Consider the following 16,567-nt stretch of genomic DNA (forward strand, 5'->3'; position numbering starts at 1 on the left):
TCTCTCCTTCACCGCCACATTCAGTAAACGCAAGCCCCTGATTTTCCTAGAGAAAGTCGGGGGTTTGTGGTTTTTGATGTCTGAAAAAAGGCCATATGGGACTGAGATGGGACTGGCGCACTATATCGGTGCGTAAATAGTGCCTGCTGAATGGATCACTGCCTTCATCATCCATCTGATGAACTAGGCTTCTCCAAACTTAGGTACAAGGACGACTTCCATGCCATATGACTCAGACTCCAACATTGCTACGGCAGATGCTCTGACATTGCTCCTGCATAACCAGCATGCCCTGGCGGCGGCGATTGAAGAGATTAGCCATTGGATTTCAGGGGCTGGCGCAGACGTTGTTGCCGATAATGCCGTTGCAGCTTTGGAAACACTGGATATAAACGCAACGGCGATTACAGGTGCGATCATGCGGCTACGGCAGCGCTAGGGGCGTCCTGGTTGGCTGCAATCGACCAAAAGCGGACGCTCAACGCACTTTTTTCCAACCCAAAGCGGTCGTCATCATGTTCAAGTATTATTGCGCCGATGCGCGGACTGTTCATAGGTAGGTTGATGCATGGCCAGAAGCGTTAGGCTTCAACAGAAACTTCATTCAAAGTATCTGATTGAGGTAGCGGGAGAGGTGGTGCTTGATGACTGCCTTGTTGAAAAGCTATGGGCGCTCAACAGAGGTGACAGGTTTGAGTTGAATTCACGATCCTTCGGTTTTGGACCTGTTCAAAAATACCGCTTGGAATACGCGATAACGAGAGGCCCCATTCCTGGGCATTGGCTCTACAAAGAATTTGACCCAAAGGAACTGACATTATTTTTTACGGCAAAAGACTTTGCCGGCATTTGTCATGGCTGGACCTTGTTTGACGAGTGACCATTCACGGTTCGCTGCCTGGGAGGCAGCTTCTGGCCAATAGCCGTGATTAAGCGACCAGCGTAATCTTTCGGCCTTCTCGCACAATTGAGGCAAGCAACAGATGACGGAACAGCTTTGCGTTGTATTCATTCCGGCGCTTTCGGTGGCTTTGCAAAGCGCCGAAACGAACAAAGGCTCCCCACTTACAGAGTCCGAGGCACTCAAAATTCGTGATCACGCGACGTGTGTTGCAGTTCCATTCGACGTCGCCCTGGATATGGAGAACGAACGTGGGTTCCGGGACTTAGTCGCCGAGGACTGCTGGAATGAATGGCAACGACTACGGCTCTCAATGAAGAAATGCCCCCTCTGAATTGCACCCGTACTCAGTCATAAGATGCAGTCTTCACCTGCCCATTGCTGCTGAAATGAGAGGCAGCTATTGGCCGATAGCGGCCTTAATGACCTGTTCATTGAATTCCAGCCTATGTTCAATTGGTCCCCACACCCGACCCCGGTGTGGGGGCCTTTTTTTGTGGCCGTGGAAACCACCCTGGCCGGGGCTGGTCTACCATTCCCTAACGCTCTGGCAAACGTCCAGGCCGATCCCACGGATCAGGAACAGGCTTATGTCTTACGCCTATGAAGGCTCGGCCAGCGTCGGCGTGCTGGCCCTCTACCGGGGGCAGCCACCGAACCAGCTGACCACCTACGAATTGAACGTCCGTATCCTCAAGGTCGGGCAGCAGCGCTTTCGCCTTGAGTTTGACCACTATCTGCAAGGCCCCCCTGAAGCCAATGCCATACAGGTGATCATGCCCGGCGGTCTGGTGCTGCAAGGCCCGATTGTCGATGGCAGCAACGAACCGGGCGGCGGCTGGCTGCTGATCAATGTCGAGCAGTACGAACTGCCGCTTGAGCCGCCTGCCAACCTCCAAGGATGGAAATGGCAATGAACCAGGTCGAGGCGCTGGACGCGCTGAACCTGCCGGCGTCCGTTTACATGCAGACCGGCAATTTCCTGGCCCGGATCGAGACCTGTCTCAGCCTTGAGGAGCTGCAGCGCGTGGCGGATCGCGCCGAGGGGTTTGTCTTCGGCATCGAAACCGTGCGTGCTCTGAACTAAGGCGCCATCGAAGGTTTGTACCGGTTGCTCGACAACGCCGTCCAGGCCCAGCGCGAGGCGTTGCAAGCATGATCTGCGACGGCATTCACGAAGAGGTGTTGCGCGCCCTGGTCGAACAACACGCGGTTCGCGAATGCCTGGTGGCCAGGATCGACGGCGGTTCCGACTGGGGCCTGTCGATTCGCCTGGGCGGCAGCGGCGCCCGCTGGGTGCCGGTGCGCTCGCGACGTGAACCGCTGCGCACCTGGGCCAGCCTGACCGCCGTGGGGCGTTTTGCCGAAGGCGTGGGCCTCAGCGGATTCAATGTAGAGCTGTAACCGGTGACAGCTTCAAGGCCATTTCTACAGACCTACATCCGACTGCCTTTGCTTGAAATACGGGCTTCTGGCGGCCCGAATTCTTTCCGCAATTTGTTTTGAGCTCCTGGTTTCACTACCCTAAAACGAACAGAGAATTTGTGTGATGCGGAAAAAATCATCACCATAAGGTTATGATTTATAAGGAAAAAATAATGGACTTAAAATCCCCCGCTCGTAAGGGCGTGCCGGTTCGATTCCGGCTTCGGGCACCATAAATATCAAGGGCTTGCATGACATATGTCATGCAAGCCCTTATTTTTTGTGCCGTGGAAATGTTTTCCACGCTCCTGACTGGCCATTCCGTCGCCGTCTGGTGCCTGAAGTTCCACTCCTTTCTTCAGCGTCGACTGCATCCATCAGCGAGTAAGTGTTTCCGGCGCTACCACCCATACGCTACAGGGCATTTTGTACAACAGATGCTCGACCGTGCTGCCAACCAGTCGGCCTATTCCTCGATGAGTGACGCGGCCCATTACGATCACATCGATGTCGTAAGCATCGGCATAGCTGGAAAGCACCTTGGCGGGATCGCCCACAATCATGTGCTGGTTTTCTGCCGGAATGTTGTTGCGTGCAGCCAGCGCCTGGAAAGCTTCGCCTTGGGCGTCGAACAGTTTCTTGGCTGCGCTGGAAGAAAAGATCGCGGACGCGTTATTGAAGCCGAATTCGGCAGCGCTGATCGATGACAGGTCATGAGCATAAATTACGTCCAGGCTGCCATTGCAGATACCGGCCAGTCTTGCTGCTTCGCGCAGGATCCGGTCGTTGAGGCCCTGGTATTGGCCATCACGATGGAAGGGGTCGACCGCCGCGACGATTCGGCGTGGCAGTGCGTTTTGAGCGTGGCTGACAAAATGCAGCGGCACCGGGCATTCGCGCAACAGGTGGATGTCCAGCGGGGTGAACATCAGTCGCGACAGAACTGATTCGTGCTCCAGAGCCTTTACAAGGGCGGCCATCGGCTGTTCCTTCAAATGGATGAGGATCTCCTTCAAAGGATTGTCCACCCAGACGACCTCGGTGGTGACGGTCACTCCGATCTTGCGCAGCGGCCGGGCCTGGTCTTCGAGCCATTGATGATGGCGTTCGACATAGCCCAGACGCATCTGCTCCAGGGCTTGCTCGTTGACCATTCCTGCGGTCGCCAGGCCCTCCAGATAATCAAACGCGACAATATGCAGTGCGGCATCCGACGCTTTGGCCAGTGCGGCGGCGCGGTCGAATGCGGGACTGTTTTTCATCAGCGGCGACACGACCAGCATGAAACGCGATTGCTCAGACATGACAGAACTCCCGAGGTAGTCACCCAAGCATTGCGCTGCATGCCAGGAGTGAGTAGTGGCGCATGCGCTTATCCTGGAGCGAGCCAGCAGGGCGGGGTTGATATTTATCAACCAGACATCAGCGCGTGGTCGTGAGCGGATGTACGGTCGAGCAAGACCACTGATCCTCGGATAGTTGACCATTATCAACTACGACCCTGTCGCCGCGGCTCAAGCTCTGCTCTGCACTCACCTGTCGGCGGAGGGAAAGTCATCATGGCCACCATGAAAGCCGCAATATTCGTTGAAAAAAACCGCATCGTGCTCGATGACAAGCCGATTCCCGAGGTCGGGCCGCTGGATGCGTTGATCCGCGTGACCACCACCACCATTTGCGGCACCGACGTACATATCCTGCGCGGCGAATATCCAGTGGCCAAAGGGCTGACCATCGGGCACGAACCGGTCGGCATCATTGAGCGATTGGGCTCGCAAGTACGCGGTTTTATCGAAGGGCAGCGAGTGATCGCCGGTGCCATCACCCCAAGCGGGCACAGTTACGCGTGCCTGTGTGGCTGCGGCTCGCAGGACGGCCCCGACACCCGGCACGGCTTCAAGGCCATTGGCGGCTGGAAGTTTGGCAACACGATCGACGGTTGCCAGGCCGAGTACGTATTGGTGCCGGATGCACAGGCCAACCTGTGCCCGATCCCCGATGAGTTGAGCGATGAGCAGGTCCTGATGTGCCCGGACATCATGTCCACCGGGTTCTCGGGGGCGGAGCGGGGCGAGATCGCCATCGGCGACGCTGTCGCAGTATTTGCATTGGGTCCCATCGGCCTCTGCGCCGTGGCCGGAGCGTGCCTGAAGGGCGCCACCACGATTATCGGTGTCGACGCGGTGCCCGAACGCATGGCCATGGCGCGCCAACTGGGCGCGACCCATACCGTCAATTTCAAGGACGGCAATGTGGTGGAGCAGATCATGGCGTTGACCGATGGCCGTGGCGTGGATGTGTCCATCGAAGCGCTGGGCACCCAAGGCACGTTCGAGTCGGCATTGCGGGTGCTGCGCCCGGGTGGGCGCTTGTCCAGCCTCGGGGTGTATTCCAGCGATCTGCACATCCCGCTCGGCGCGTTTGCCGCCGGATTGGGCGATTACAGCATCGTTTCCACCCTGTGCCCCGGCGGCAAGGAGCGCATGCGGCGCCTGATGGCGGTGGTGCAGAGCGGCGCCGTCGATCTGTCACCGCTGGTGACTCACCGTTTCAGGCTGGACGACATCGAGCAGGCGTATGAGTTGTTCGCTCATCAACGCGACGGGGTCATGAAAGTCGCAATCACTCCTTGAAAGCACCTTGGCGTGCCGCTGAAACCGGGGTTTGCATGAACATCAAGATCGCTGAAAAACACGCTCCCCATGGCTGGGTCGTGCACATGGATGACTGGGATGTGGGCTTCAGGAGCCTTAAGGCTGCGCAGGAATTTGTCGAGGTGCTTGAGGCCCGTATCAACGCCCCTCACGAGTGGCCGAATGCGTTTGCCCAGCCGTTGCCAGCGAGGCCGGCAACGGCTCGCCGCATCAGCGCAAGTGCTGAATGCTCGCCATAAGCCAAGTGCAGAGCAGGGTGCGCAAACCCTGCGGGACGCTACCCATCATGAATGAGGTTTTTGATCTGTCCGGCGCCGCTGCGGCGTTGGGGATCGGCATGCTCATCGGTCTTGAGCGTGAACGGCACAAGGGCACCGGCGATGCGCGACACTGCGCCGGTTTGCGCACGTTCGCCATTACCGCGCTGTTGGGGTATGTCGCGCTACAGGTCGGCGGTGGCCTGCTGCTGGGGATCGTCGCCGGCTGTGTCACATTGCTGACCAGTGTCGCCTACTGGCGCAGTCAGAGCGACGATCCCGGGGTGACCAGCGAGGTGGCGTTGATCGCGGTGCTGATCCTGGGCGCGTTGTGCGCAACTGCGCCGGCGCTGGCCATTGCCCTTGGCGTGGTGATTGCGGGCCTTTTGGCGTATCGCCAGACGCTGCATCACTTTGCCAACAGCCAGTTGTCCGACACGGAAATGCGTGATGGCCTGATCTTGCTGATCGCCGCGCTGGTAATACTGCCATTGGCACCGGACCGATATATCGGCCCGTACGCCGCGATCAATCTGCGCACCATTTGTACCGTGACGGTGTTGCTGATGCTGGTCGGCGCGTTCGGCCACGTTGCCGTGCGCGCTTTGGGCTCGCGCTATGGCTACGTCATCAGCGCGATTGCATCCGGCTTCGCCTCCAGTACCGTGACGATCGCGACCATGGGCCAACGCCTTGCCCATGAGCCGGGCAATATCCGCATCCTCAGCGCGGCCGCGATTTTCTCCAATCTGGCAACGGTGATACAGGTCGGACTGATCCTCATGATGGTTGATCCGAATCTGCTGAACAGTATATGGACGCCTCTGCTTTTCGGCCTGATCGCTACGTTGTTGTACGGCGCCTGCCTGATGTTTCCCGACCCCACGCGAGGGAGCCGCAGCAAACCGGTCGATACGGCAGGGGCGTTCAATCTGAAACTCGCGGTCATCGTGACATTGACGCTTACCGGCATCACATTCGTCTCCTCGGCCATGCTCAGCCACTTTGGTCAGGCAGGCTTGTGGCTTACCGCAATGCTTTCGGGCTTTGCCGATGCGCACTCTGCCACAGCGTCCATCGCAAGCCTGGCCAAGGCGGGCCAGGTGCCTTATGACTCGATAGTCGTGCCAGCGCTGATTGCCGTCAGCAGTAACTCGTTGAGCAAATGCGTGGTGGCGTGGGTCAGCGGCGGCAGGCGTTTCGCTGCCTGCGTGATCCCGGGCCAGGTATTGCTGACCTTGGCCATGTGGGCGGGCACTGTGCTGTTTTGAGCGCAATCGGTGCTCTTGCTGACAAAGATCAAGCTGCCAATGGACACAGCATTCACCCTGAAGACTGTTTGTTCTGGCTGGCCGCATGCCGAGGTATCCCATGTCACAGACTCCGCGTTTACTGTTGATCACTCCTTCAGCCATGGAGCACACGCCAGCGTTCGAGCGGGCGGCTGCGCTGGCCCAGGCCATGCAGTTGCCGCTGCACATCGTGGCCTTCGATTACTTGCAGGCGCTGGCAGTGGCAGGGCTGTTTGCCCCCGAGCAGATCCGCCTCGCCCGCGATGGTTATCTGCGCACTCACCGGCAGTGGCTCACAGAGCAGGCGTCGTTGCTGGCAAGGCATCAGATCATGGTCACCAGCGAGGTGATGTGGGTTCAGGATCCCTTCGCCGAGATCCTGCAGTTCATCAACGAGATGCCGTTGCTATTGATCATCAAGGATGTGCAGCACGAGTCCGTGCTGGAGCGTATTTTCTACACCCCGCTGGACTGGCAACTGTTACGCGATTGCCCGGTGCCGGTGCATCTGGTGACCGACGACACCCATCCGCGCCCACGCCGTGTGCTGGCCATCGTCGATGTCTTGCGCAGCGAAGAGCAGGACTGCGTGTTCAACGATCAGATCATCGATGCCGCCGCCCAACTGGCCGCGCAGTGCGATGCCAGTCTTGATGTGGTGCATGTTTACGACTGGACGGCGGTTTACGCCACGGACATGGGGTTCGGCGCATTGCCGTTGGCCACCGGGATTCATGAAGCGCTGGGCACTGCGCAGCATGAGGCATTTACGGCCCTGGCCGAGCGCCACGGCGTGCCGGTCTCACGCCGGCACTTCATCGAGGGCGCACCGGTGCGCAGTATCTGCGAGTTCGCCATCAACAAGCAGATCGACGTCATTGTCATGGGCACAGTGCAGCACCACGGCTTGAGCAAGTTGTTAGGCACCACCGCCGAACAGCTGCTGCATCGGGCACCTTGCAGTGTGCTGGCGATCAAGCCGCAACCCACACTGCAATCCTGAAACACGAACGCCCCGAGGTGAATCGTTGGCCGACTCACCTCGGGGCGATTCATTTACAGGTCAAGACGATGAATGACCTGGCGTGCGTCGTCCGGATCATTGTGGGTCTCGAAGCCCAGGCTTTTGGCCAGATCGCGCATCGCCGAGTTACTGGCGGCATCGACCGAGTACATCTGGCGGAATCCGTTGTGGCGGGCGGCCTTGATCAAGTGTTCCATCAGCAACGTGCCCAAGCCCAAGTGCTGCCATTCATCGGCGACCGTCACCGCGCACTCGCATTGATGTCCGCCTGTGCCGGCATAGCGGCTGATGCCGATTTCGATCAACTTGCCGTTCTCGTGAACCAGTGCAATGAAGGCGGTGCGCTGTTTGTTATCGGTGTCCATCAACTGGTCGAGCAGAGCAGTGCCGGGTTCGCCGATCTGGGCGAGAAAACGCATGTGCCTGGATTCGGGGGACAGGCGCTTGATGAAGTCGTATTCGCGCAAGCGATCCTTCTCCGTGAGCGGCCGGATCAATACATGGCGACCGTCCTTGAGCGCCTCAATCCAGTATTGACCGGAAACCGCCGCGTAAGCGGCCACGGCCTGATCGTTGTGGTCTTTGACGGTGAGCATGGTCATTCTCCATCCGGTTCGAAAGGCTGGCGGGCGGTTGGAAAACCGTCCGCTTGCCTCCCTTCTACGCGGTTGCCCACGGCGACATCTGATCTACATCAGACAGCTGCCATGCGCCTCGCTCATTGACCCGGGCTTGATGTAAATCAAAGCCCGGCCAGGGCGAGCGGGCGCAGTCTTGAAGCCTGCCGGCCCACCGCGCCGGTGCCGAGCGGAGGTGTGTGATGGGCCAATATGAACGTCTGTTGCTGGTCGCCGACCAGACGCTGCATCAATCGGCGGCGATGCTGCGTGCCATCGCGCTGGCCAAGGCGAGCGGGGCGGCGCTGGATGTGCGGGCCTTCGTCGAGCCGGTGCCGATCACCCATCTGTGGGAGGAAAAAATCGATGACGTGGATGCTCAGCGCTATCAGCGGCGCTACCGTCGCTGGGTGGCCGATGAGCTCGAGCAGCTCAGCAACCAGGGGCTGGACGGCACCGTTGATGTGGTCTTCTCCAGCCATCCGCTGCTGGACATCCTCAAGACCGTCCATGTGCTCAAGCCCGACCTGTTAATCAAGGATGTGCGACTGGAACCGGCGCTCAAGCGCGTGTTCATCACGCCGCTCGATTGTCACCTGCTGCGTGAGTGTCCGATCCCCGTGCATCTGGTCAATCAGATTCGCTATGCGTTGCCGCATCGTGTCGTCGCGGCCGTTGACCCGTTTGATCCAGATACCCAAATCAATGGCTTGAACGACGTCATCATACGATCGGCGAACGCTTTGGCGTTGCAATGCGACGTGCCGTTGCACCTGCTATGCGCCTACGATTTGTCCGCCGCTTTCAACGGCGATGCACCAATGATCAACGGTGGCTGGAACGAAGATCTGGCGAACGAGCTGCGTCAGACACTGCATCAGGCTTTTGTCGCGCTAGCCGATCGTCACGGTGTGCCACCTGAGCGTCGACACTTCGTCATGGGCCATCCAGTGCAGGTCATCAATGAGTTTGTCGAGCAGTACCTGGCCGACGTGGTGGTGATGGGCACGGTTCATCGCGTGGGCATCGAACGCGTGATCGGCAGCACCACCGAGCGCGCATTGTATTCGCTGCCGGGGAGCATTCTGGCGGTGAGGAAAGAGCCTGTGCGGTGAGCATGATCGCAGCGTAGCGAGCCAGCCTGTTCGCTGGCTCGCTAGGGGATTGCATAGATCTTGAACAGCTTCCTGGCCGCATCGCCGGCGCCGCCCAGATGTTTGTCGAATGCCTGTTCAATTTCGCCGGATCGGTACATTTCACTCAGCGCCGTGTCGACCAGCAGACGAAAGTCCTCATCCTCTCGATCCACTGCCATCGCCGTCGGTGCGGACTCGAAAATCCGTTCCAGCAGCACCAGGTTGCCCGATGGATAATTTCTGGTCAGCAGATGCTTGAGCAGCATGCGTTCAGCGAAAAACGCATCGGCTTTGCCATTGGCAACCAGATTCAGACCGGCTTCTGCGTTCTCTACGGTGACCAGCGTGGCGACCACACCCAGCAATCGCATCTGCTGTTGTATCCACGTCTCGGTGACACCACCAGCGATGGCGGCATACGTCTGGTTGGCCAGGCCACGGTTCACCGTGGCTCGCCACGTTGGCCCGGTATGGGCCACTTTGCCATTCAGCACATTGAGCAAGGTTTCGGAAGCATCCTGGCGCACCACGGCCGAGAGCCCGGCGGTGTAAATCGGCACCGAGTAGCTGACGACCCTGCGCCGCGCCAGCGTGGGTGGGGTCGGCGTACAAAGAATGTCGATCTTGCCGGAACTGACGGCGCTCATCTCGTCGTTGAGCGAGACCGGTTGGTACTGGATTTTCAACGTCGGCACATTCAGATCGATCCTGACCTTCTCGGCTATTTTCAGGCAGAGATCGATGGCATAGCCGCTGGCTTTATCGGCGGCCTGATCACTGAAAGGCATGAAGTCAGGCACGTAGCCAAGGGTGATCGCTTGACTGGCACGGATGCGCTCCAGCGTATTGCCATGGGTCACTAGCGGTAGCAGCGCAAGGACGCAGACGAGCAGCAGGTGGTGGGCTCTGATCAGTTTCACGTTCATGCGCGCGGTTCCTCGAACTCAGATTTCTGTGCTGTACCGAAGACTTCGATCAAGGGTTATCAGGCCGGGGGCCGACAGGCGCAGGGGCAGCGACAAAACGTTTGGCGAGGAAACCGTAAAGCAGGTAGCCGAACACCAGGACCAGGATGCCGCCGAATACCGCGTCCTTGCCGCAGGCATACAGCGCATACAACGAATAGGCCACGGCAACCACTAACAGCAGGGTATTGCGCGTGTATACGGCGGCGCTGACTCTGGCTTTGTACATCATGACCAGCAGCCCGGTGGCTGCCGTCACGTAGGGAATCAGGTTGGTCACCGCGGCGAGGCTGACGAGTTTTCCAAACTGCGCGCTTGCGTTCGGCGAAATGGTCGACAGCGCCATCAAGGTCTGCAGTACGCCGCAGACCAGCATCCCGACGATGGGGGCGTTGCGTGCGCTGACCTTGCTGAACAGTTTCGGGAACATGCCCTGATCAGCGGTCACCTTGGCCGTTTGCGCCAACGTGAACTGCCAGCCCAGCAGCGAGCCAACACAGGCCATTACCGCGAGCGCCATGATGATGTTGCCGACCAGGGGATTGAACATATGTGCATAAACGAGCGCGAAAGGAGCAGATGAGTTGGCCAGTTCGGCGTTGGGAATAATGCCCTGAATGACCGTCGTCGATAGCACATAGACCACCGCTGCGCCCAATGTCCCGAACAGACAGGCCAGCGGTACGGTGCGCTTGGGATTTTCGACCGCATCTGAGGCCTGGGCTGCCGACTCCATGCCGAGAAACGCCCAGAGTGTCAGGGGAATCGCTTTGCTGATGGCCTCGGATATCGGCAGTTGATTCGGGTTCCAGGCGGCGATGATCAGATCGGGTTTGAACCAGAACCAACCGATGATGCTCAAGCCCGCTACAGGAATGATCACCCCCCACACCGTAACCGCACCAATCCTGCCGGTGATGCCTGGGCCGCCGAAATTCGCCACGGTGGTCAGCCAGAGCAGGCCGACTGTCCCAACGAATAAAGGAATGGCGCCGCTTCCCAGCCAGGGCATGAACGATGTCATGTATCCCACCGCAGAGATCGCCACCGCCACGTTGGCAATGGCCAGCGACAGGAAGTACAGGTAAGAGCACAGAAAAAAGCCTGACTTTGCATGCGCCTCTTCGGTGTAGGCGGATAGCCCGCCAGAGCGCAGGCAGAAGATGCCGCACTGGGAAAAGCAATACGCGATGGCCATCGAGCCGACAGCGGTGACGATCCATGACAGCAATGAAACAGCCCCGAGTTGGGCCATGCTCGTCGGCAACATGATGATGCCTGAGCCCATCATGTTCACCGTCACCAGTGTGGTGAGCCCCATGAGGCTCATTTTCTTGCTTGAGTCGGCCATCGGAGTTCCCTCGATTTGCGCAACGCATCACCGCTCAGCCGACGCACGAGGTTTTGCCGGCATCGGCAGTACGCAGCTTTTCAAGCGACGTTCAACGGTTAGAAAGACAGGTGATTTCAAGTGCATCGAAACAGCGCGCCCATCGCTTCGATATGGCTTGCCCGAGGGATGGCGAAGGCATGGCAGGAACTCATGGACGGGCTCAATGCTGCTGGCGGTTGCAGCCCGACACCATCTGCTTGAGGCCGTCCATGTTGCGGATTTTTACGTCGCGTGCGGTGATTTCCACCAAACCCTGATCGCGCAAGTGGGCAATGCCGCGGCAAATGGTTTCGAGACGCAGCCCAAGGTAGGAGCCGATTTCTTCACGGCGCATTTTCAGCACGAACTCTTTCGAGGAATAGCCACGGGAGCTGAGGCGTTGTGAAAGGTTGACCAGGAAAGCCGCGAGGCGCTCATCTGAGTTCATGTTGCCCATGAGCATCAACATGCTGTGATCGCGCACAATTTCCCGGCTCAGCAGTTTATTCAGATTGTGCTGCAGCGATGGCAGGCTTTGCGCGAGTTTTTCCAGCTGTGCGAAGTGAATCGGACAGACCTCGCTGTCCTCCAGCGCATACGCAGTACACGCGTGTTGATCGATACTGATGGCGTCGAGCCCGAGCATTTCGCCGGGAATATGAAAACCGGTCACTTGCTCGCGGCCGTCGACGGAGACCACGCTGGTCTTGAACGAGCCTATTCGCACGGCGTACAGCGAGCGTAGCGGGTCCCCCGTCCTGTAGAGAGCAGCGCCTTTCTTCACCTTGTATCGCTGCACGATCAGTGTGTCGAGTCGATCAACCTCCGGGCCAGTCAGACCGAGCGGCAGGCATAACTCCACCACACTGCAATTGGAACAGGCAGTTTTAAGAATCGGCGGGGGCGAGTGGGCTTCAAGCATGGATAAGCAGCCTCCAGTGAGTGTGATAAGCATAGAAGTCTTCGCAGCGCACGTGCCTTTCGTTTGGCGTGCCAGCGTGATTACGGACGAACGGCGGGGAGGGGAATCACAAAGGCAACGGCCTCTGCGCCGCTCTTGTGTCGCAGGCTTGATGGGGAGACTTGATGCATATCAAGCGTGGCGGTTGGCAGAGTTGCAGAATCGTCCAATGGCGCTGACTGGAAATACACGTGATGTTCAGGCTCAAACGCATTCTGTTGATCGCACCCGCCGAAATGACCCGCACCCCGGCGTTTGATCGCGCCCGGGCGCTCGCTCGGGCCAGTGGCGCGTTGTTGCACATCGTAGCGTTCGATCATGTCCAGTCCCTGGCGTTGGCCGGCCTGATCGACCACGACGCCATGGCGCAAGCGCGTGAAGGCTATTTGCAGATGCATCGCCAGTGGCTGGAGCAGCAGGCCCGGTTTCAACGTGGCGCCGGCGTGCAAGTCAGCACCGAAGTGGTCTGGGCCAGGGCCACCCCGGCGCATGTGCTTGAGTACATCAATGACATTCATGTCGATCTGGTGATCAAGGATGCTCACCATGTTTCAGCGCTCAATCAAACGTTTCACCAGCCGTTGGACTGGCTATTGGTACGAGATTGTCCCGCCTGCCTGCATCTGGTCACCGAGGCCGCACATCCGAAACCCTTGAAGATACTGGCGGCCATTGACCTGTCGCATCTCGAGGATCTGACCCAAGGCCTCAACGACCGGATACTCGGCGTTGCATCGACATTGGCAGCGAAATGCGATGCGTCGCTGCACTTGTTGAATGTGAGCAACTGGTCGGTGGTGGGTGATGCGGCGATGAGTGTGCCGAACTTGAGTCTGGATCACAGTTTGCGCGATGCGATCAACGACACTCAGCAGGAAGCCTTCGATACGCTGGCCGAGCGCTATGGTCTCGATGAACAGCACAGCCACATGTTTGCAGGTGTCCCGTACCGGGTGATCGAAGACTTCGCCCGGCAGAACGCGTTCGACCTGCTGGTGCTCGGCATCTGTCACCATCAGGCGCTGGACGGCTTCATCGGCGGCACGGCCGAATGCCTGATGAACCGGGCTCCTTGCAGCTTGTTGATGGTCAAGGCAATGCCTGCCACAGCCTGACCGGTCATCGCAGCAGTTGATGGTAATCGGTTGAGGGTAATCAATCAGTGACTGCGCCCACCATGTGCGTATTGCCATTGTTGCCAGGCGTGCCGATATTTCTCATCGGCGCGTTTCCTCGCTTCGCTGAACTTGTGCATGGTGTCTGGAGAAAACGGCTCTTCAAGGACGGCATAGGCCTGTTCGCTGAGCCGATCGGCTTCGTGAAACAGTGCGCCACTGTCATCGATTGCGTCGCGGACATTGGCGGTTGTCATGGCTGGATCATTGATGACCATATCGTGAACCTCGCAAAGCAAGAATGAGGGTGGGTTGCGGACCTGTCACCCTGTGGCCGCATCTGTAACTTTCACGTGTTCGAGCAGCTTGTGACTGTCGCTGATCCGAAACGCGGGCGCCGCCGAATCATGACCCTATTTCGATCCAGTTTGTCGTCGCAGCGATTGATCCAGATCAATGTCGCTCGCCAGTTTCATCGCCGCTTTGTCGGTTTTCCAGGCGCTTGCGCAAGGGGGGTGGACAAGCCTCGATATTCAGGTTTTTCACTGTACCAGGTCCCCTGCAGCGTACTGGCGGTCTAGCGAAAACGCTGGTGCACCTTACAAAGTCAGCGTTCCGGCCCACAACATCCGGCCAGCGTAAATCGCGGCGGCCCAGATGATGATCAACACACCCGTTTCCGGACCGCTGAGCGGCTGACCCTGACGTGTTTTCAGCGTGCCCAGGTAAATCAACGAGCCAAGCGCGTAGAGCAGAGCGCTGAGCAGCAGGTATTTGGGGCCGGCGGCATACAGCTGAATCAATCGGATGATTATTCCCCTGCCGGAATCGATAACGTCGCCCTCAAACCTCCCTCTGCGCGGTTTGTCAGTTCAATCCGTCCGTTCAGTCGCATCGCGATGGTGTTGACAATGGTCAACCCCAACCCGGCTCCATGCGCCGTGCCACGGCTGTAGAAACGCTCGAACAATCGCTCTCTGTCCGATTCATCGATTCCCGGCCCTTGATCGTCGACCGTCAAATGACAGAAGCCATCGGACTCGCTCAGGTGCACGGTGATCGCACCGTGTTCGGGGGAGAAATTCGCCGCGTTGGTGATCAGGTTATTCAGCGCAATGTCGATGGCGGCGGGGTCGGCGAGGACATGAAACGGTTGGTCGCTGACCTCGAAGATCAATTCAAGGTGTTTGCTCAGCAACCATGGTGTCAATTGCACCAGGCTGTTGCGTACGGTTTCGCTGAGATCAATGCGTTGCAGTGGCGGCGGGTTGGGTTTGGGTTCAAGACGCGCCATGGTCAGCAGCTGATTGACCAGTCGGCTCGTGCGGTCGACTCCGGAGATCAGAAACTCAAGTGACTCACGACGCTCCTCTTCGGTACCGGCCTCCTGCAGATTTTGTGCATGCACCCGCAGCACCGCCAGCGGCGTGCGCATTTCGTGCGCGGCATCGGCGATAAAGCGACGCTCCCGGCCGAGCACTTCCTGAATCTGCGCGAGCATGCGATTGAGCGCTGCCTGCATGGGCTCCAGCTCACTGGGCAGGGGCGTCAGTTGAAGCGGCTCAAGTGAACCACTGTGACGGGCGCGCAGAGTCGCCGCCATGTCTGCCAGGGGCTTGAGTCCCCAGCCTATGGCCAGCCAGATCATCGCGGCGAGGATCAGGCTGCCAAGCATGTTCGGCCACAGCGTGTGGCGCACGATGCGGTCGACCAGGTCGGTGCGCACATCGTCGCGCTCGCCGACCCAGATGCGCAGGCCGTTCTGCTTGTCTTCCAGCATGAACGCTCGCCATTGCCGACCTTTCAGATCGACGACGTCGCTGAAGCCCGTTCTCGTCGGCGGCGCAGTAAAGGAGGGCGCACTGGCGGTATGTACCAGCACCTCGCCTTGCGGGTTCCACACCTGGAAGGCGATTTTGCTTTCGTAAGGATGTCCGTCAACCCGTGGCTTGGCTTCCCCGAGAGCCTGATTGAACGCCTGATACAACTGCGCGTGCTCGGTACTCGCCATCGGCATACGCATCACGCCTTGCAGCAGGCGCGCGTTCTGCGCCAATTGCGCGTCGTACACCTCGGCGATTTCGTGGTTGCTGTCATGCACATTGAAGGTGCTGAGTATCGCCAGACCGGCCAGTAACAGGCCGATGATCAGGGTCAGCGTGCGCCGGCGGATCGAGGTCATCGACGCTCCTCCACCAGATAACCCACGCCGCGGATGGTACGGATCAGGTCGGTGGAGAACTTCTTGCGCAGGTGATGAATGTGCACTTCCAGGGTGTTGCTTTCCGCTTCTTCGTTCCAGCCGTAGAGCAACTGGATCAATTGATCGCGAGTCATCACCCGCCCCGGCGGCGACAGCAGTTCGTGCAGCAACTGATATTCCTTGGGGGTGAGCGCGACCGGTTGGCCTTGATAACTGACCTGCTGGGTGCCGGGGTTGAGGCTGATGCCGGCGTGTTCGATCAGCGCCTGGGCGCGCCCGGCACTGCGGCGCAATAAGGCGCGCAGGCGGGCTTTGAGTTCGGCGAGGTCGAACGGCTTGACCAGGTAATCGTCAGCACCGGCGTCGAGTCCGGCAATGCGGTCTTCGGTGGCATCGCGAGCGGTGAGAATCAACACCGGCAGGTTCGAACCGCTGTCGCGCAGGCGGCGCAACACTTCGAGGCCATCCATGCGTGGCAGGCCGAGGTCCAGCACGGCGACGTCAAACGTTTCGCTGAGCAGCGCGTGCAAGGCGCTGCTGCCGTCCTTGAGCCAGTCGACGGTGTATCCCTCACGGCCCAGCGCCTGATAGATGCCTTCACCCAGCGCCACGTCATCCTCGATCAGTAATAAACGCACGCGCACT

The 16,567-nt window shown here is 58.9% G+C and carries 20 protein-coding genes; 11 read left to right on the forward strand and 9 right to left on the reverse strand.

Annotation, left to right across the window (positions count from 1 at the left end; all coding sequences use genetic code 11):
* Nucleotides 1–220: 220 nt before the first annotated feature.
* From AB9L16_RS11900 to AB9L16_RS11920, 5 genes are all read left to right on the forward strand, one after another.
* On the forward strand, nt 221–439 hold the full coding sequence (locus tag AB9L16_RS11900; RefSeq protein WP_150638705.1) for a hypothetical protein: 219 nt from the start codon (nt 221–223) through the stop codon (nt 437–439).
* Nucleotides 440–568: 129 nt separating this feature from the next.
* Nucleotides 569–880 (forward strand): hypothetical protein, encoded by a 312-nt coding sequence (locus tag AB9L16_RS11905; protein WP_125916036.1) that lies wholly within the window; start codon nt 569–571, stop codon nt 878–880.
* 611 nt (nt 881–1,491) lie between these two features.
* The gene (locus tag AB9L16_RS11910; protein WP_375123631.1) at nt 1,492–1,818 is read left to right on the forward strand and encodes a hypothetical protein; all 327 of its coding nucleotides are present in this window, start codon (nt 1,492–1,494) and stop codon (nt 1,816–1,818) included.
* Nucleotides 1,815–1,988, forward strand: a complete 174-nt coding sequence (locus tag AB9L16_RS11915) for a hypothetical protein (protein ID WP_375123632.1) — start codon at nt 1,815–1,817, stop codon at nt 1,986–1,988. The genes AB9L16_RS11910 and AB9L16_RS11915 overlap by 4 nt, the downstream gene beginning before the upstream one ends.
* A gap of 68 nt (nt 1,989–2,056) precedes the next feature.
* Complete coding sequence (locus tag AB9L16_RS11920; RefSeq protein ID WP_375123633.1) at nt 2,057–2,305, forward strand: hypothetical protein; 249 nt, start codon at nt 2,057–2,059, stop codon at nt 2,303–2,305.
* Between the two features lie 398 nt (nt 2,306–2,703).
* Here AB9L16_RS11920 and AB9L16_RS11925 read toward each other — a convergent pair whose 3' ends face one another.
* Nucleotides 2,704–3,630 carry a universal stress protein gene (locus AB9L16_RS11925; RefSeq protein WP_252878069.1) on the reverse strand — a complete coding sequence of 309 codons (927 nt, stop codon included), beginning with the start codon at nt 3,628–3,630 and terminating at the stop codon, nt 2,704–2,706.
* A 255-nt stretch (nt 3,631–3,885) separates the two neighbouring features.
* On the opposite strand from AB9L16_RS11925, the gene AB9L16_RS11930 reads away from it, so the two are divergent.
* The 4 genes from AB9L16_RS11930 to AB9L16_RS11945 all read left to right on the forward strand — a co-directional run bounded on the left by AB9L16_RS11930 (nt 3,886) and on the right by AB9L16_RS11945 (nt 7,532).
* A complete protein-coding gene (locus tag AB9L16_RS11930; RefSeq protein ID WP_375123634.1) occupies nt 3,886–4,959 on the forward strand; it encodes an NAD(P)-dependent alcohol dehydrogenase in 1,074 nt (357 codons plus the stop codon).
* A 35-nt stretch (nt 4,960–4,994) separates the two neighbouring features.
* On the forward strand, nt 4,995–5,219 hold the full coding sequence (locus AB9L16_RS11935; protein ID WP_095179810.1) for a hypothetical protein: 225 nt from the start codon (nt 4,995–4,997) through the stop codon (nt 5,217–5,219).
* 47 nt (nt 5,220–5,266) lie between these two features.
* Nucleotides 5,267–6,508, forward strand: coding sequence for an MgtC/SapB family protein (locus AB9L16_RS11940; protein WP_375123635.1), 1,242 nt, complete (start codon nt 5,267–5,269; stop codon nt 6,506–6,508).
* Nucleotides 6,509–6,608: 100 nt separating this feature from the next.
* On the forward strand, nt 6,609–7,532 hold the full coding sequence (locus AB9L16_RS11945) for a universal stress protein (RefSeq protein ID WP_095179814.1): 924 nt from the start codon (nt 6,609–6,611) through the stop codon (nt 7,530–7,532).
* Nucleotides 7,533–7,585: 53 nt separating this feature from the next.
* Here AB9L16_RS11945 and AB9L16_RS11950 read toward each other — a convergent pair whose 3' ends face one another.
* Nucleotides 7,586–8,149, reverse strand: a complete 564-nt coding sequence (locus tag AB9L16_RS11950; protein WP_315434987.1) for a GNAT family N-acetyltransferase — start codon at nt 8,147–8,149, stop codon at nt 7,586–7,588.
* A gap of 224 nt (nt 8,150–8,373) precedes the next feature.
* On the opposite strand from AB9L16_RS11950, the gene AB9L16_RS11955 reads away from it, so the two are divergent.
* Complete coding sequence (locus AB9L16_RS11955) at nt 8,374–9,285, forward strand: universal stress protein (protein WP_236168974.1); 912 nt, start codon at nt 8,374–8,376, stop codon at nt 9,283–9,285.
* A 41-nt stretch (nt 9,286–9,326) separates the two neighbouring features.
* On the opposite strand, the gene AB9L16_RS11960 is transcribed toward AB9L16_RS11955, so the two are convergent.
* The 3 genes from AB9L16_RS11960 to fnr all read right to left on the reverse strand — a co-directional run bounded on the left by AB9L16_RS11960 (nt 9,327) and on the right by fnr (nt 12,565).
* Nucleotides 9,327–10,232, reverse strand: a complete 906-nt coding sequence (locus AB9L16_RS11960) for an amino acid ABC transporter substrate-binding protein (protein ID WP_375123636.1) — start codon at nt 10,230–10,232, stop codon at nt 9,327–9,329.
* A gap of 49 nt (nt 10,233–10,281) precedes the next feature.
* Complete coding sequence (gene potE / locus AB9L16_RS11965; protein ID WP_375123637.1) at nt 10,282–11,622, reverse strand: putrescine-ornithine antiporter; 1,341 nt, start codon at nt 11,620–11,622, stop codon at nt 10,282–10,284.
* 202 nt (nt 11,623–11,824) lie between these two features.
* Nucleotides 11,825–12,565, reverse strand: coding sequence for a fumarate/nitrate reduction transcriptional regulator Fnr (gene fnr / locus AB9L16_RS11970; protein WP_095179822.1), 741 nt, complete (start codon nt 12,563–12,565; stop codon nt 11,825–11,827).
* Nucleotides 12,566–12,798: 233 nt separating this feature from the next.
* Here fnr and AB9L16_RS11975 point away from each other — a divergent pair, with 233 nt between their 5' ends.
* Nucleotides 12,799–13,719, forward strand: coding sequence for a universal stress protein (locus AB9L16_RS11975; protein WP_375123638.1), 921 nt, complete (start codon nt 12,799–12,801; stop codon nt 13,717–13,719).
* A 44-nt stretch (nt 13,720–13,763) separates the two neighbouring features.
* Here AB9L16_RS11975 and AB9L16_RS11980 read toward each other — a convergent pair whose 3' ends face one another.
* From AB9L16_RS11980 to AB9L16_RS11995, 4 genes are all read right to left on the reverse strand, one after another.
* Nucleotides 13,764–13,976 (reverse strand): hypothetical protein, encoded by a 213-nt coding sequence (locus AB9L16_RS11980; protein WP_252869429.1) that lies wholly within the window; start codon nt 13,974–13,976, stop codon nt 13,764–13,766.
* A gap of 342 nt (nt 13,977–14,318) precedes the next feature.
* A complete protein-coding gene (locus AB9L16_RS11985; protein WP_056785583.1) occupies nt 14,319–14,522 on the reverse strand; it encodes a hypothetical protein in 204 nt (67 codons plus the stop codon).
* Nucleotides 14,523–14,530: 8 nt separating this feature from the next.
* Nucleotides 14,531–15,901, reverse strand: a complete 1,371-nt coding sequence (locus AB9L16_RS11990) for an ATP-binding protein (RefSeq protein ID WP_375123639.1) — start codon at nt 15,899–15,901, stop codon at nt 14,531–14,533.
* On the reverse strand, nt 15,898–16,560 hold the full coding sequence (locus tag AB9L16_RS11995) for a response regulator (RefSeq protein WP_016774538.1): 663 nt from the start codon (nt 16,558–16,560) through the stop codon (nt 15,898–15,900). The genes AB9L16_RS11990 and AB9L16_RS11995 overlap by 4 nt, the downstream gene beginning before the upstream one ends.
* Nucleotides 16,561–16,567 lie beyond the last annotated feature (7 nt).

Source organism: Pseudomonas sp. LW8, from assembly GCF_041956865.1.
GTDB classification, from domain to species: Bacteria; Pseudomonadota; Gammaproteobacteria; order Pseudomonadales; family Pseudomonadaceae; genus Aquipseudomonas; species Aquipseudomonas siliginis.

Excerpts from the sequence above, each read along its gene's own strand:
- AB9L16_RS11935 (WP_095179810.1), top strand. The coding sequence starts at position 4,995 with ATGAACATCAAGATCGCTGAAAAACACGCTCCCCATGGCTGGGTCGTG.
- AB9L16_RS11920 (WP_375123633.1), top strand. The coding sequence starts at position 2,057 with ATGATCTGCGACGGCATTCACGAAGAGGTGTTGCGCGCCCTGGTCGAA.
- fnr (WP_095179822.1), bottom strand. The coding sequence starts at position 12,565 with ATGCTTGAAGCCCACTCGCCCCCGCCGATTCTTAAAACTGCCTGTTCC.
- AB9L16_RS11910 (WP_375123631.1), top strand. The coding sequence starts at position 1,492 with ATGTCTTACGCCTATGAAGGCTCGGCCAGCGTCGGCGTGCTGGCCCTC.
- AB9L16_RS11940 (WP_375123635.1), top strand. The coding sequence starts at position 5,267 with ATGAATGAGGTTTTTGATCTGTCCGGCGCCGCTGCGGCGTTGGGGATC.
- potE (WP_375123637.1), bottom strand. The coding sequence starts at position 11,622 with ATGGCCGACTCAAGCAAGAAAATGAGCCTCATGGGGCTCACCACACTG.
- AB9L16_RS11900 (WP_150638705.1), top strand. The coding sequence starts at position 221 with ATGCCATATGACTCAGACTCCAACATTGCTACGGCAGATGCTCTGACA.
- AB9L16_RS11980 (WP_252869429.1), bottom strand. The coding sequence starts at position 13,976 with ATGACAACCGCCAATGTCCGCGACGCAATCGATGACAGTGGCGCACTG.
- AB9L16_RS11990 (WP_375123639.1), bottom strand. The coding sequence starts at position 15,901 with ATGACCTCGATCCGCCGGCGCACGCTGACCCTGATCATCGGCCTGTTA.
- AB9L16_RS11955 (WP_236168974.1), top strand. The coding sequence starts at position 8,374 with ATGGGCCAATATGAACGTCTGTTGCTGGTCGCCGACCAGACGCTGCAT.
- AB9L16_RS11960 (WP_375123636.1), bottom strand. The coding sequence starts at position 10,232 with ATGAACGTGAAACTGATCAGAGCCCACCACCTGCTGCTCGTCTGCGTC.
- AB9L16_RS11975 (WP_375123638.1), top strand. The coding sequence starts at position 12,799 with ATGTTCAGGCTCAAACGCATTCTGTTGATCGCACCCGCCGAAATGACC.
- AB9L16_RS11930 (WP_375123634.1), top strand. The coding sequence starts at position 3,886 with ATGGCCACCATGAAAGCCGCAATATTCGTTGAAAAAAACCGCATCGTG.
- AB9L16_RS11950 (WP_315434987.1), bottom strand. The coding sequence starts at position 8,149 with ATGCTCACCGTCAAAGACCACAACGATCAGGCCGTGGCCGCTTACGCG.
- AB9L16_RS11915 (WP_375123632.1), top strand. The coding sequence starts at position 1,815 with ATGAACCAGGTCGAGGCGCTGGACGCGCTGAACCTGCCGGCGTCCGTT.
- AB9L16_RS11925 (WP_252878069.1), bottom strand. The coding sequence starts at position 3,630 with ATGTCTGAGCAATCGCGTTTCATGCTGGTCGTGTCGCCGCTGATGAAA.
- AB9L16_RS11945 (WP_095179814.1), top strand. The coding sequence starts at position 6,609 with ATGTCACAGACTCCGCGTTTACTGTTGATCACTCCTTCAGCCATGGAG.
- AB9L16_RS11905 (WP_125916036.1), top strand. The coding sequence starts at position 569 with ATGGCCAGAAGCGTTAGGCTTCAACAGAAACTTCATTCAAAGTATCTG.